Raw genomic sequence first — 13,483 nt, forward strand, 5'->3', positions numbered from 1 at the left:
TATGTCGCGCTCCTCGGTCACTCGGCGCAACTCGGCCTTCAGCCGCCGAACCTCCGCGCTCTGGTCCACCTCGGCGCGCTGCACGACGCCGGGCTTGCCGAACTTGCGCAGCCAGGCGTACAGGCTGTGCGTGGTAACACCCAGGCGCTCGGCGACTTCTGCCACTTTGAACCCGCGATCGGTCACTTGGCGGACCGCCTCGACCTTGAACTCATCTGTATACCGCTTACTGCTCATGGACACCTCCGAATTAGCCATTTTCCATGGCCTTGAGATGTCTAGGAAAGCCTGGGCGTATCAAGTTGATGCGTGCTGGATTGTTCCAGAGCATTAAGGACGGCGTGATGGCGCACCCCGGCGAGAAGATGGGCCCGGAAGAGGCGATTGAGCAGATGGCGCGTCATGCGCTCGATGTTGCCCCCGGCGAAAGCACCGCTGTCAAGTCTATGGGGCTGGCATCCATTGTCGGGATGATCCCGCTGATCGCCGGCAACAAAGCCACAGGATTGCTCTCGGAAAAGGTGCTGCGTATCTTCCGGAGCACCGTCTTTAATCCGATCGAAGCCATCGCTCTGAACGCACTGGCGCTTGGAGGACGCATGCATGTTCCTGGGCTATTTGAATCAGACAATGCTAAGCACGCGCGGGTCGTGCAAACCATTCTGGCGCGAGCAAGCGAGCAAATGGAAAGCGGGGCACGGGAAATTACTGCAGAAGAATTGCATCAGATTTTGGCTCCCAAAAGCGAGTTCCTTCGTCATGTAGGAACCGCAATTGTCAAAGGCATGAATGCAAGCTTCGATGCCCTTCCCGCGCTGGCCCGTAAACTTGGATACGGCGAAACTCCTTTAACCAAACGTATTCCGTATCAGGATCTGGCTGTGTCTGATATGTCGCACCAACCAGCACCCTGAGCCGTGTTTGTGGTTGTACCAGTGCACCCAATCCAGCGTGGCCAGTTCCACGTCCTGGCGGTTGCGCCACGCTCGCCGGCGGATCACCTCGGTCTTGTACAACCCGTTGATCGTCTCGGTCAGCGCGTTGTCATAACTATCGCCCACGCTGCCCACCGACGGCTCGATCCCGGCCTCGGCCAGCCGCTCGGTGTAGCGGATCGAGACTGAAAGACGGCACCAGTGCGGCAATCAAGTCTGCTGCAACTTGATTGATCCGGCCGCTGCGGTTGTCCTCGTAGCCGGCAAGGATGCTGGCAATCGGCTCGCCAGCGTAGAGAGTGAATCGTTCTGCCACGGGTGTTCCTCGATAGTTGCGGGCGGCGCGCTTACGACCGGCCTCGCACACTCGCCGCAAGACAGTTGCAGCGTGCCGAACCCTCAATCCGGCGGTAGCAGGCGTGCCTGACGCAGCGCGGCCAGATCGGCCGAGCCGGTACAGAAGCAGGCGACCGCCAACTGGCGGATAACGACCTCGAAATGCGCGACGACCGCCTCGGTCGATACTGTTGCCGCGCGCAACACGCCGGCAGCCTGCCCTGCTATGTCGGCGCCCAGGCGGATGGCCTTGGCCACATCGACGCCATCGCTGATCCCGCCCGACGCGATCAGCTTCACCGCCGGCAGCGCACGGCGGACTGCCTGCACGCTGGCCGGGGTCGGAATGCCCCAGTCGGCAAACGCCATCGCCACGGCGCGGTCGGCAGGATCAATGGCACGCTCACCCTCCACGGCGGCCCAACTGGTGCCACCTGCACCAGCGACGTCGATCACTGCCACGCCGGCCTCGACCAGTGCACAGGCTACCGCAGCCGAGAGGCCAGATCCCACTTCCTTGACCACGATCGGCACGCCGATGCTGCGCGCGGTGCGGGCGATCTGCGCCAGAACGCCGCGCCAATCGCGGTCGCCCTCAGGTTGTACCGCTTCCTGCAGCGGATTGAGATGGATGATGAGTCCATCGGCCTCCAGCGCATCCACTGCCCGGCGGGCCAGATCTAGGCCATCTGCCTCGCATAGTTGCGCAGCGCCGATGTTCGCCAGCAGGGGAATGTCCGGCGCGTGGCGGCGAAGTGCGCGGGTCAGTCCCTGGGCATTGTGCGATTGCAGACTCACACGTTGCGAACCGACGCCCATGGCGATACCCAGGATCTGCGCTGCCTCGCTTAGATGGCGGTTGATCACCTCGGCGCGCGGCATGCCGCCGGTCATCGAACTGATCAGCAGCGGCGCACGCAGGGTCTTGCCCAATAACGAGGCGCGCAGGTCGATCTGCGCCAAGTCCAGTTCGGGCAACGCGCAGTGTTTGAAGCGGATGCGTTCCCAGCCGGCCACGACCGTGGCAGACGCAGCGTGCTGAGCCAGCACGATGTCCAGATGGTCGTCCTTGCGCTGGCTCAGCGCGTCGTCGCTGCTCGATTCTGCGCTCGTGCCGGGCATTGCCGTGGCACCGAGCGCGCGCGGATCCGCGCCTTGTAAGCGTTCAGATTGGCGCATGCGGGCCTCCCTCCACCGCATCACTGCGGTAGCGGTTAATTGATGTCTGGTAGTACTGCGTGCCAATGGCCGCCATGGCTTCGAACAAAGCGGCCCATGGCGCGGAAAAGCGTTCTTCCGCAAGTATCCGCTGCAGCATGCGGATGCGGCCGGCCAGTTCGTCATGCAGGAAGTCGACCACAGGCATGGCCGGATAGCGTTGCTGCAGCAGGATCAACGCATTGGCTGTCTCGCCGGCTGCTCGATCCTTGTCGCGTCCGTGCAGGTCGTTGTGCAGGCGTCCAATCGCGCAGATCAGCCGCAGGGCCTGGCGGAATGCCGGACGCTCGCGCAGGGCCGACATTTCCAGGCCCCACAGCAGCGACAGGCAGCAGAACACGTTGGCGTAAGCAATCGAATTGATGCCGGTGTAAAGGTACTCGGCATAGGACCAGGCGTTCGCCGTTGCTGCCTGCGCGGGGCCGACGCGCAGCGCAGCGCAGTAGCGTCGTGTGTCGTCGAGCAGTTGCACATAGTCGCCATGCTCGTAGGCGAGCCCGGCCAGCGAAGCACGCAGCACGGCACAGGCCTCGAAGCCGGGCAGCGCGCACGGCACGCCTTGCCCGAGCGCCTGTTCAACCGCGTCAAGCTGCGCCGGTGCGATCAGTGCCAGGTCGTTGCAGTCATCGAGCCAGAACAACAGCGCCAGTTCACAGTAAAACGCCACAGTCAGCGCGTCGTCCTGCGGATCACGGCCGGTGCGGGCGCTGATCTCGCGTAATCCCGGCTGGATGCACTGCAAGATGTAACTCCCGCCCCTGACCGCTTCGGCGGCATGCTGGTCGGCGAAGCCTGTCAGTGAGCGCCCCCAGTCCCGTACCTGCTGCAGTGCGTGTTCGCTCCCAATCATGGCGCCGCTCCTGCATGCGTGGCCCCGGCCGGCGCGCCTTGCTCCCAGTGCAACGCCAACCACAGCCCTGCAAGTTCGGCCACACGCACAACCAGGTTCGGGCAGTACAGTTCCTTGCCGATCCACAGCGGGGTCTGCGGCAGCGCGTGCGGCACATACCGGGCGAGCATCCACCCCCGCGCCCGAATCACCGCCTGCGCGATACGCCTGCGTGCTGCCAGTTCCTCGCTCCGGTCCATCGCATGCAGCGCGAACAGCGCATAGGCGGTTTCCTCGAATGTGGGCGCGCTGCCGGCGCCCCAGCCACCGTCCTCGCGTTGGGCCTGCAGCAACGCCGCCAGCGCACGCTCGTCCCGCCATTGTGGATGGCCGTGCACCAGTGCGGCGACCGCGTGCGCGGTGGGATATAACCACGATACATGCCATTTTTCGTTGCTCCAGACGCCATCGGGGTTGCGGTTCGCTTCGACGTAGGCGCGGGTGGCGCCTGCTGGCTCGCCCAGCAGGCGCAATGCATGCAGCGCATGGATATTGGTCGACACCGAGGCATTGCGTTCGCCGGGGAAGGTGACGAACAGCGCGCTACTTTCGAACTGACGCAATGCATCGGTCGCCGGGGCGCGTCCGGCCAGATGCAAAACGCTCAAGACGACGGCGGTGTCGTCCGCGTCGGCCGCGAAATGCCAGGCTGGCCCCAATCCCCGCGCGTTCATTCGCGTCTCGAGCGGTGCGACGGTCGCGCGTATGGCCTCGGCGAGTGCGGGATGCGTGAACAGCCCGGCCAGCTGCAGCGTATACAGCGACCAGGCTGGCTCGAACACATTGATCGGCCAGACGTTCGGCACGATGCCCTCGATACTGCTGCCTGTCGCCTGCGCAGCAGCCTGCAGATAAGCGCAGGCACGCCCGGCCTGCAGCGTGTCGCCTTGCAGTAGCGCCTGCGCACGCCAGGCGGCGGTGGCCGCCGGACTGATGCCGATGCTGCCATCCTCGTCCGGGCATGCGCTGGCCGGTGCCATCCCCCACGCCTCCCAGGAATGCAACAGCGGATGTCCGCTGGGCAAGATCGCCACTTTCGCCAATCTGGCAAGGCGTGCCTGACGCAGCGGCCACAGCGCCGGATGGTGCGGAAATGCCGCGCCGTTCGACAACGCTGCAGCCTCGCTGGACAGCAGCGGCAGGATCAGTTCTGCGCCGATCGGTGCATCGTCCGGTACGGCGTGCGCATAGGGATCGGGCTGTCGCTCCAGAAAGCGCGTCACGGCCTGGAGCGCCTCGGCCGCGCCGGGAAACGCCCCGGCGCGCTGCAACGCCAGCCATGCCGCCCACGTGGGCGCATGCCGGAACAGCGGGAAATCCACACTTCCCCACCCGCCATCCACCTGCTGTTGTGCGATGAGCCATGCGTAAGCGTCGTGCCGATCAGCGAGACCGTCGTGGAACCTTAGCGCGCGCGCCGTGTCGTAAACCGACGCGCCAACGGCGCCACCGTCGCGCGTCTTAGCAAGCAGATGGCACAGTTCCGAGAGAATCTGTTCGGACAGCGCGCTCATGTGGACGGCTCCTCCTACCGCAACGCGCATGGCACGTGCTGGGACAGAAACGCACCGGCCCGCCGCAACATATGCTCCAGCCGCTGCGCACGCGGCCCCAGCGGGGTGATGGCCTTGCCTGCGTCGCGCAACAGGTTCAACGCGAACTGACGTGCGGCCGGCAGGCCCATGATCGAGGCACAAGTCGGTTTGTGCGCCGCCGCGTCCTTGCCAGGGGTCTTGCCCAGTGTCGCGACATCCGCCGTCGCGTCGAGAATGTCGTCCACCACCTGCAATGCCAGGCCGAAACAGACGCTGTAACGGTCGAGCGCGGCGTACAGCTCGGCGTGCTCGGCATCTTCGGCAATGGCGCACAGCGCGCCCATGCGAACCGACGCGCGAACCAGCGCGCCGCTCTTCATCCGGTGCATCGCCATGATGGTGTCCAACGCGACGTGCTTACCGACCAGTGCCAGATCCATGGCCTGCCCGCCGGCGGCACCGTCGGCGGATACCGCATGTGCCAGTTCGCGCACCAAGGCGATACGGTTGTCGGCAGGCGCCTCCACGCTAGCCAGAGTCAGGAACGCGTGCGCCTGCAGCGCATCGCCGACCAGGATCGCGGTGGCCTCGCCGAACTTGACGTGCACGGTCGGCAGGCCGCGGCGCAGCACGTCGTCGTCCATGGCGGGCAAGTCGTCATGAACCAGAGTGCAAGCGTGCATCATCTCGATGGCGGCGCCGACGTCGTCGAGCACGTGCGCCGGTGTGTCGGCCAGGTCGCCGGCCGCCAGGCAAAGCAAGGCTCGGGTACGCTTGCCGCCATGCAAGGTGGCGTAGCGCATCGCCGCCATCAGCTCGGTAGCGCCGCCTTCCTCGGCGTGAAGAAGACGCTCCAGCACCTGTTCGACCCGTTTTACGCCGGCCTGTATCCAGACTTCCGGAAGCAGAGGGCCGGACATGGCATCCGCCTGGTGCCCCGATCCGCCGAGCGCGGAAACACCTACCCGGTCGTCGTGTGCTGTGGATCCGATCTGCATGTTATTCATGTCGTTGTTCCTGTGAGAGGACAGTCGCACCGCCCCAATAAATAGTAACGGTGCCAGTTCCGGCATACGCTGCTCGCTCATGCGAAGCCGATGCGGACGGCCATGGACGGATGCGCGGTCGGGTAATAGCGCCGGCCTTTATCGACATCGTTCAACAAGCGCGGCCGTAGCCCTGCCTTGTGCATGGTCGATGCCAGGGCGATGCAGAACTGCACCAGCTCCAGCCACACCAGGTGATAGCCGATGCAAACGTGCGGGCCGGTACCGAACTGCAACATGTCAACCGGCCGAATCGGCTCACTGCGTTGCAGCCAACGCGCCAAGCGAAACTGCTCCGGCGCTTCATGCAGCAAGGGCGAGTTTGAGAAATGCAGCAGCGGGATGCACAGATGGGTACCGGCCGGAATGCGCCGCTCGCCGAGTTGCAGATCCTGCACGGCTCGACGAGGCAACAACGTAGTCGCTGGATGTACCCGCAGGGTCTCGCGGAACAGTGCCTCGGCGACCGGGCACTGCGCCAGATCCGCAGGCTCGGTCGGCATCGCGCCCAGCCGCAGCGCCTCGTCGACCAGCGCCTCCCATAACATGGGCTGTCGTGCCAGCTCGATCACTATCCAGGCCATCGTCGAGGCGGTGGTGTCGTGGCCTGCCAGCAGCAGCAATCGAATGTTGGCGACCAGCACATCGTCGGCGAGCGCCTCGTCGCTGTCATCGAAAGCATTCACCATGTCGTTGATCAAGCCGGTGCGCGCGGCATGTGCGCGCGCGTCGCGGACGAACTGGCGCAGCTGGGCGTCGATCCAGTCGCGGGCGTCGCGGCCGCGACGCAATGGCAGCCCGGGCAGATCCAGCGGGGGCGCGACGATCAATTGCAGCAGTTGCCGGTACTTGCGCTGCCACCCCGGCAGATCCTGAGCGGGGATACCCATCAGGCTGAAGATGAGAGTGAGCATCAGGCCGCCGGTTTCGCTCAGGATGGACACCTCGCCGCGATCGCGCCACGCCTGGATGCGCGCCTGAATGACTGGCGCGAACAGCGCGCCGATGCCGGCTTGGGTCAGTCCTCTGGGCAGGAATGCCGCCTTGATGGCATCGCGCGCCTGCCGATGCGCGATGCCATCTTGCGCGACCAGCGTCCCCCCAAGTAACTCCGGCGCGATCTCCTCGATCAGTGCCGAGGACACGTCTTTGTGCCGGAGCAGTGTGAACGCGTCCGGATCCACGCAGGTCATGAGCTGTCCAGCGGGACCGAAATCAAGCCAAAAGTGGCTGCCCAGCGTGCGTTCGGCCTGCTGCAGAAGCCGTGGCAAGTCGCAGACGATGGCAGGAAGATGCCCGACTAGGGGAAACGCGCCCGGCATGACCGGGATGCCCTGCAGTGACCGGGGCCGTCGGTTCAGTGGGTTGCGCAGCACGTCCATCAGCGATCTGCCGCGGCAACGGTTCCGATGGCGTCGACGCCGGTGCACGCCGTGCGACTGTTGCCGCCGTCGGCGTAGGTCGGCACGTGCGCCAGCATGCCGCCATCGATGCACACCACCTGACCGGTGATGAACGCAGCCTCGTCGGAAAGCAGGAAGGTCACCAGCGCCGCCACGTCCTCGGGGCGACCGACGCGCGGCAGCAACTGGTGCCGGCGCAGATGCGCCTGCATTGACGCATCCAGCTTGGCCAGCAGGCGTTCGGTCATAATGAGTCCGGGCGCGACCGCATTGCAGCGAATCTGCGCATGCCCGTACTGGGTGGCCAGCGACGCCGACAGCATGTTCATCGCTGCCTTTGACGCGGCGTAGGCGGTCTGCGCGTTGTCGCCGCTGAGCCCCTGGCACGAGGACATGTTGACGATCGCGCCGCCGCCGCGGGCGATCATCCGCGCAATGCCCTCCCTGCAGCACAGGAGCGTGCCGCGCAGATTGGTCGCCATGGTCTGATCCCAGACCGCCAAATCGAGATCGAGGATCGCGCGGTCGTGTGGGGTCAACTGCATCGCGCTGGCGTTGTTGACCAGCAAGTCCACGCCACCGAAGCGCCGCGTCGCCGTCTCGAACAACGCGGCCACCGCCTGCGCATCGGCGATATCGGTCGCCACGGCCAGCGCGTCGCCCGTGTCGTCCATGATCTGCGCGGCGCAGGCGGTGGCCGCCTGCGCATTGATGTCGGCCACCACCACACGGCCGCCCTCGCGCGCGATGGCTTGTGCGCAGGCCTTGCCGATGCCGGCGCCAGCGCCGGTCACCACGGCCACCTTGCCTTCAAACCTTCCCATCGTGGCCTCCTGAACTGCGTGGCGCTGAGGCAATACTGCGTTCGGCCTGCGAAGACGCAGGCACGGCAGTGGTGTGTGCGGCTTCGGCTTCGATGATCCGGATCGCGGCGACTGGGCACTGGCTGGCCGCCAGCCGCGCCGCGGCGTGCAGCGACGGCGGAATCTCCGCCACGCATACCTCGGCGACGCCGTCAGGCTCGCGTTGGCGGAACACGCCCGGCAAGGTCAGCGCGCACTGACCGGTGGTCGCGCACAGCGCCTGATCGACCACGACACGCATCTCAGCCACCGTGCACCTCCTCCAGCCGCACCGGAAGGGCGCGGAACGTGCGCAGGAAACCGGATGGTTCCCGGGTCGGCGGCGCGGCCAACGCCAGCGTTGGAAAGCGCGCGTTAATCCGCGGCAGGCTCTCGGCCAACTGCACCCGTGCCAGTTGCGCGCCCAGGCAGAAGTGAATGCCGTGGCCGAAACTCAGCATCACCTTCCCGTCCGTCGACATGCCCGGGCTGGTGCCATGGAAGCGCGCCGGATCGAAGCGATCGGGATCGGCAAAGGCGTCCGGGTCGCGATTACCCGCTGCGATCAGCACGCGCACATCCGAGTCCTTCGGAATCACCACGCCACCCAATTCGATATCGCGTTGGGCGATGCGCGGAATGGAGCTGAACATGGCCGGCGCGTCGCAGCGCAGCACTTCCTCGACGAAGGCCTTCACGCCTGCGGCGTCGCCTTGCAGCCAGTGCAACTGCTCGGGATGCGCCAGCATCGCCAGAACCGCGTGGTCGAGGGTGGCGGCGGTGGTGGCGAAGCCGCCCAGCAGCATGCCCCAGAGCATGCTGATCAGCTCCGCGTTCGTGAGCGCGTCGGCATCGTCGTCGTGCGCCCCGACCAGCATCGAGACGATGTCCTGCCGGGGGGCCGCGCGCTTGCGCTCGATCAGGTCGCCGAAGTAGTGCTGGACCCCGGCGCTGGCGGCATCCGCCGCAGCGAGTTGGGGATCGCTGGCGTGCGGGCTCAAGCCTTCCAGAATGGTTCCGATGCCGGTGGCTAGTCCAAATATGTCGTCCTGCGGCATGCCGAACAGTTCGGCGAACACCAGCATCGGCAGCGCCAGCGCGAACTCACGATGCAGATCCACCGTTTCCCCGCGTTGCAACGCGGGCGCCATGGCATCCAGGCGATCGGCGACGATGCGTGCGATGCACGGCCGCAGCGCGTCGATCTGGCGCATGGTGAAATCGCGCGAGATAAGCCGGCGCAGGCGCGTATGCGTCGGCGGCTCCTTCATCGCCAACGTGGATGCCAGCAGTTGCATCGACAGGTTGGTCGCCGCACGCGGAAAGTAGCGCGCCAGTTCGCCCGGCGCCGGGCCGCGGAAGGCGTCGCCGGTGGCCTTGAGCGCCCAGTAGATGTCGGCGTGGCGGCTCAGCAGGAACAGACCCGAGGCTCCGCGATGCACCGGATCGTGCTCGCGCAGCCAGCGCATGAACGGGTACGGGTCATGGATACACGCCGGCGATGTCAGTTCGGCGAAGGCATCGCGGCAGGTTGTGGTGGATGCTTCTTGTACGTCCATCTGGGTTACCTGTTGGCTGTGACGGATAGGCCTGGCTAGCGAACGTGCCAGGCCTGAGCGGAAGAGCGCCGCCCCGGGGCGGCGTGCGTATGTCACCAGCGCACTGGAAACGCCTCAAAACCGCCGGTGATAATTTCCTTGCGGAGCATCAGTTCTTCCGGCGCCACCGCCAGGCGCAGCGCGGGAAAACGCTGGAAGATCGAACCGAACACCACCTTCAGTTCCAGCCTGGCCAACGCAACGCCGATGCAGTAGTGCGGACCGTAGGAGAACGCCAAGTGCGGCTTGGCGTCGCGGCCTATGTCGAAGACCTCGGCGTCGTCGAAATGGCGCGGGTCGAACGAGGTCGCCGGCAAGCCCACCAACACCTTGCTTTCGGCGGGGATGTGCACGCCGGCGATGTGCACGTCGACCCGTGGGTAACGCATGATGCCGTCCCAGCCCGCGCCCGGCGGATACATGCGCAGGATTTCCTCGACCGCACTCTCCACCAGCGACGGATCGGCGACCAGGTGCTCGCGTTGTTGCGGATGGCGCAGCAGCGCCAGCAGGCCGAACTCGATCTGTGCGACGGTACTCTCGTGCCCCGCCACCAGCATGCCGGCCGCCAGACCGATGGCCTCTTCCTCGCTGGCCATGCCCTGATCGACCGCCGCGAGCAGATCGGTCAGCAGGTCGTCGCCCGGTTCCTCGCGCTTGCCGCGCATCTTGCCGCGGATGTAGGCGCGTAGTTCTTCCCAAGCCACCCGCGACGCGCTGCGCGGACCGCTCTCGTGCTGGTGCGTCATCACCTCGTCGGACTGCCCGGCGAAGAAGGCGTGGTCGTCGTAGGGCACCCCCATCAGTGCGCTGATGACCATCGCCGGAAGCGGAAACGAAAGATGCCGCCGCAGGTCGGCTGGCTGCGCCTGGGCCGCCAGCGTCTCGAATAACTGCGCGGCGATCGTCTCGACCTGCTGCGCGAGCAGCTTCACCCGGCGGTTGCTGAAGGCCGGCGCTACAATCGTGCGCAGCCGGGTATGCTCGATCCCCTCGTGCGACACCAGCCACCCCGGCGACCCAAGAATCACCGAGTCCGGCGTGAACTCTGTCGGTGGCATGCCAGCGGGCCGGAACGCTGCATCGGATAACACCGCCTTGGCCTCGTCGTAGCCCGTCACCCACCAGCCTTCGTGTCCGGACGGGAAACACACGCGATGGATCGGGCCATTGGCGAGCAACGCCAGCATGGCGGGCGAAGGTTCGATGTGATTGACGCGCCACATCGGCAGCGTCGGCAACTCATGGTCTGACATGGCGCTCATTCTCTAGTTGTGATCTCTCAGTAGGTTGTTCATCCGGGGCCGATCTGGAAGATGGGGGTTACCAAGCCAACCCAGCCCCCAGGAGCCCCGGATGAACCTGCATAAACATGCCCGTTTGACACCGCGAGGTTGAGCCTCAACCTTGGCAATAAATCTGGCGACGAGAACTCTCCATTAGCCAAGCTGACCCAAAACCACCGGACAGACCTTTTGAAAGTGGCGGCGGAAAACGACGCCCTGTTTTCGAGTTTTGTCGTTCAACCCAACGCTTCGGTAATCCCCCGGTAATCCCCCCGCTTTTAGCGTTCGCCAAAACCTGTGGGGGGATTACCCCCATGTCACTTGATCTTCAAATCGTCCAGGCTGTGGCCTTCGCCGGACAGGTATTCGGAAACCCAATTGGGTTTCCGACCCTTGCCGGTCCAGGTGAGTTTCGATTTGCTTGGATGGCGATACATCGCCCGCGACCGCGCCGGCCCACGTGCCGGCGGCGGGAACAGGGCGGGCAAATCGGCGACCGTGAAGCCGGCGGCTTCCAGGACGGCGATCACCTGGCCCTTGACCGCCTGCCGTTCGCGCTCATTGGCATTGGCCTTCTGCTTGTCGATTTCCTGCTGTAGCAGGGTGAGTTGCGATACGGACAAGGCCGTGAGGTCGAGATTCGGGGGCAGTACGTCGGGCTGGTCTTTTGCCATTGATAGCTCCTTAGCGGGCAGGTCTAAACGGGCATCCCGAATCACTTATGTAAAAATGATTCGTCATTTCATTAATATTGTCAACCGGCTTTTTCGCCGGCAACACGACGGTGGAGCGCGGACGTTTATGCCCATTACGGGCCGCCTATCAATCGTCCAACTCGTGAAGTAGGCCGTTCTCGTAGATGTACGGCAACAGGTCGTTGCCATCGCGCAAACCCAGCTTGTTCAGGCCGTTGTACTTGTGCGTGGTGACCGTGCTGTAGCTGCGGCCCGTGGCGTCCATGATGTCGTTCGCTTTGGATCCGCGGCAGAAAGCGACGAGAACGGCGCGTTCGCTGTCGGTCAATGTGTGCCAGGCGTGCTTGCTCACGCTGTCCAGGTCGATATGGCTGTCGGTGTAGGTCCGGCCATTGGCCACGGCATCCAGCGCGTCGATGAGTTCGGCAATCGGGCTGGTCTTGGCCACGTAGCCGACCGCGCCGGCTTGCATGACGGCTCGCGCGAGAAACGCGCTTTCCTCTGCGGTATATGCCAGCACCCGCAGTTTCGGATCGGCGTCCCGCAGCGCTCGCACTAGCACCACGCGCTTGAGGTCGCCTGGCATCACTAGGTCCAGCACGACGATTCGCGGCGATGTGGACGGCTCGGCGCATGTGGTCAGCAGCGCGGCGCTGGTGTTGGCCATGGTGAAGCGTGAGGCTGCCATGCCCAGCAGTTCGGCGAGCATTTGGCTGACAGCGAGCGTGACCGAGGGATGGTCGTCGGCGATGATGTAGGAAAAGCCGGCAACGCCTTGGTCTTGGGTACCTGGTTGCATGGCGGCTTGGGCCGCCGATCCGCCGACCACTGCTAAGTGGCTGGCGGCGGTTATCGGGGCAGTCATGGGCTTCTTCATCATGGCAGGCGAGTGATTGGTAGGGGTTATATCCCACCCCGTACCCACCATGAAATTGGGAAAACTACGAGGCCCGACCACCTAAAACACTAGGGAACCTCTGATCAACGCGCCAAAAAAGCGCGACACTATCGTTTCGGAGTGAGGATTCATCCATGCAGCTGACGTTCGGTGACGCCGAGGGCCTGGGCAAGCGTAAGCAGACCCGGCGCGAGAATTTCCTGGCCGAGATGGAGCAGGTCGTTCCGTGGCAGCAATTGCTTGCCCTGATCGCGCCGCACTATCCGGTATCGGGGCGGCCCGGTCGGCAGCCGTACGCACTGGCGACGATGTTGCGGATCCATCTGCTGCAGCAGTGGTATGCGTTGAGCGATCCGGCGATGGAAGAAGCGCTGCACGAGATTCCGACCTTGCGGCGCTTTGCCCAGCTCGCTGGCTTGGACAATGTTCCCGACGAGACCACGATTCTCAACTTTCGGCGCCTGCTGGAGACCCATGGGCTTGCCGCACGGATGCTGGAAGCGGTCAACGCGCATCTGGCGCGCAAGGGCCAGAGCCTGCGGTCGGGCACGATCGTCGATGCAACGCTGATCGCTGCGCCCAGAGAGACTGTTCCGTCGCCTGAAATGCCCGTGAGCACAAACCGCCCCGTTGGGCCAGTGCGGGTTTTGCTCGCCCCGACGCTGATCTCCATCCCTGCAAGAAGCCGGCCATTGACCAGCAGCGCATGCGCCCGGCGACGTCCCCCCGTCCTGAGTAGCGGCCGGGTTTAGAGTCCGGGGTTGATGATATCGGTATTGGCCAGCTGTTGGGCATACGCGGA

Annotated in this window: 12 protein-coding genes and 3 pseudogenes; 2 read left to right on the plus strand and 13 right to left on the minus strand. The window is 64.8% G+C overall.

Translation table 11 applies throughout. The features are described from left to right. Positions 1-237, minus strand: a 237-nt coding sequence (locus XAXN_RS15155) for a transposase (protein WP_054319596.1), incomplete at its 3' end; no start/stop codon positions are given. 65 nt (positions 238-302) lie between these two features. Here XAXN_RS15155 and XAXN_RS15160 point away from each other — a divergent pair. Beyond that, positions 303-914, plus strand: a pseudogene (locus XAXN_RS15160) (XopB/HopD1 family type III secretion system effector); the annotation flags it as partial. 6 nt (positions 915-920) lie between these two features. Here XAXN_RS15160 and XAXN_RS21765 read toward each other — a convergent pair. The 12 genes and pseudogenes from XAXN_RS21765 to XAXN_RS15215 form a co-directional block, all read right to left on the minus strand. Beyond that, a pseudogene (locus tag XAXN_RS21765) lies at positions 921-1,121 on the minus strand (integrase core domain-containing protein); the annotation flags it as partial. A gap of 213 nt (positions 1,122-1,334) precedes the next feature. Beyond that, the gene (gene fni, locus XAXN_RS15165) at positions 1,335-2,450 is read right to left on the minus strand and encodes a type 2 isopentenyl-diphosphate Delta-isomerase (protein ID WP_206416664.1); all 1,116 of its coding nucleotides are present in this window, start codon (positions 2,448-2,450) and stop codon (positions 1,335-1,337) included. Then, on the minus strand, positions 2,437-3,339 hold the full coding sequence (locus tag XAXN_RS15170) for a terpene synthase family protein (protein ID WP_054320159.1): 903 nt from the start codon (positions 3,337-3,339) through the stop codon (positions 2,437-2,439). The genes fni and XAXN_RS15170 overlap by 14 nt, the downstream gene beginning before the upstream one ends. Then, a complete protein-coding gene (locus tag XAXN_RS15175) occupies positions 3,336-4,892 on the minus strand; it encodes a prenyltransferase/squalene oxidase repeat-containing protein (RefSeq protein WP_054320160.1) in 1,557 nt (518 codons plus the stop codon). The genes XAXN_RS15170 and XAXN_RS15175 overlap by 4 nt, the downstream gene beginning before the upstream one ends. Before the next feature lie 14 nt (positions 4,893-4,906). After that, positions 4,907-5,833, minus strand: coding sequence for a polyprenyl synthetase family protein (locus XAXN_RS15180; RefSeq protein WP_206416665.1), 927 nt, complete (start codon positions 5,831-5,833; stop codon positions 4,907-4,909). A gap of 164 nt (positions 5,834-5,997) precedes the next feature. Then, entirely contained in the window at positions 5,998-7,341 is a 1,344-nt protein-coding gene (locus tag XAXN_RS15185; RefSeq protein WP_054320161.1) for a cytochrome P450, read from the minus strand. Then, positions 7,341-8,186: a glucose 1-dehydrogenase gene (locus tag XAXN_RS15190; protein ID WP_054320162.1), complete on the minus strand. Its 846-nt coding sequence runs from the start codon at positions 8,184-8,186 to the stop codon at positions 7,341-7,343. The genes XAXN_RS15185 and XAXN_RS15190 overlap by 1 nt, the downstream gene beginning before the upstream one ends. After that, positions 8,173-8,466, minus strand: coding sequence for a ferredoxin (locus tag XAXN_RS15195; protein WP_054320163.1), 294 nt, complete (start codon positions 8,464-8,466; stop codon positions 8,173-8,175). Before XAXN_RS15195 ends, XAXN_RS15190 begins: the two co-directional genes overlap by 14 nt. 1 nt (position 8,467) lies before the next feature. Next, complete coding sequence (locus XAXN_RS15200; RefSeq protein WP_241148141.1) at positions 8,468-9,673, minus strand: cytochrome P450; 1,206 nt, start codon at positions 9,671-9,673, stop codon at positions 8,468-8,470. Positions 9,674-9,855: 182 nt separating this feature from the next. Beyond that, on the minus strand, positions 9,856-11,043 hold the full coding sequence (locus XAXN_RS15205) for a cytochrome P450 (protein WP_241148142.1): 1,188 nt from the start codon (positions 11,041-11,043) through the stop codon (positions 9,856-9,858). A 362-nt stretch (positions 11,044-11,405) separates the two neighbouring features. Then, positions 11,406-11,762 (minus strand): H-NS histone family protein, encoded by a 357-nt coding sequence (locus tag XAXN_RS15210; RefSeq protein ID WP_054320165.1) that lies wholly within the window; start codon positions 11,760-11,762, stop codon positions 11,406-11,408. Between the two features lie 148 nt (positions 11,763-11,910). After that, the gene (locus tag XAXN_RS15215) at positions 11,911-12,663 is read right to left on the minus strand and encodes a response regulator transcription factor (protein WP_241148143.1); all 753 of its coding nucleotides are present in this window, start codon (positions 12,661-12,663) and stop codon (positions 11,911-11,913) included. Between the two features lie 152 nt (positions 12,664-12,815). On the opposite strand from XAXN_RS15215, the pseudogene XAXN_RS15220 reads away from it, so the two are divergent. Beyond that, positions 12,816-13,271 (plus strand): annotated as a pseudogene (locus XAXN_RS15220) (IS5 family transposase); the annotation flags it as partial. Positions 13,272-13,483 lie beyond the last annotated feature (212 nt).

The sequence above is a fragment of the Xanthomonas axonopodis genome, assembly GCF_001304695.1.
Lineage (GTDB): Bacteria > Pseudomonadota > Gammaproteobacteria > Xanthomonadales > Xanthomonadaceae > Xanthomonas > Xanthomonas axonopodis.

Excerpts from the sequence above, each read along its gene's own strand:
- fni (WP_206416664.1), bottom strand. The coding sequence starts at position 2,450 with ATGCGCCAATCTGAACGCTTACAAGGCGCGGATCCGCGCGCGCTCGGT.
- XAXN_RS15170 (WP_054320159.1), bottom strand. The coding sequence starts at position 3,339 with ATGATTGGGAGCGAACACGCACTGCAGCAGGTACGGGACTGGGGGCGC.
- XAXN_RS15175 (WP_054320160.1), bottom strand. The coding sequence starts at position 4,892 with ATGAGCGCGCTGTCCGAACAGATTCTCTCGGAACTGTGCCATCTGCTT.
- XAXN_RS15180 (WP_206416665.1), bottom strand. The coding sequence starts at position 5,833 with ATGTCCGGCCCTCTGCTTCCGGAAGTCTGGATACAGGCCGGCGTAAAA.
- XAXN_RS15185 (WP_054320161.1), bottom strand. The coding sequence starts at position 7,341 with ATGGACGTGCTGCGCAACCCACTGAACCGACGGCCCCGGTCACTGCAG.
- XAXN_RS15190 (WP_054320162.1), bottom strand. The coding sequence starts at position 8,186 with ATGGGAAGGTTTGAAGGCAAGGTGGCCGTGGTGACCGGCGCTGGCGCC.
- XAXN_RS15195 (WP_054320163.1), bottom strand. The coding sequence starts at position 8,466 with ATGCGTGTCGTGGTCGATCAGGCGCTGTGCGCGACCACCGGTCAGTGC.
- XAXN_RS15200 (WP_241148141.1), bottom strand. The coding sequence starts at position 9,673 with ATGCGCTGGCTGCGCGAGCACGATCCGGTGCATCGCGGAGCCTCGGGT.
- XAXN_RS15210 (WP_054320165.1), bottom strand. The coding sequence starts at position 11,762 with ATGGCAAAAGACCAGCCCGACGTACTGCCCCCGAATCTCGACCTCACG.
- XAXN_RS15215 (WP_241148143.1), bottom strand. The coding sequence starts at position 12,663 with ATGATGAAGAAGCCCATGACTGCCCCGATAACCGCCGCCAGCCACTTA.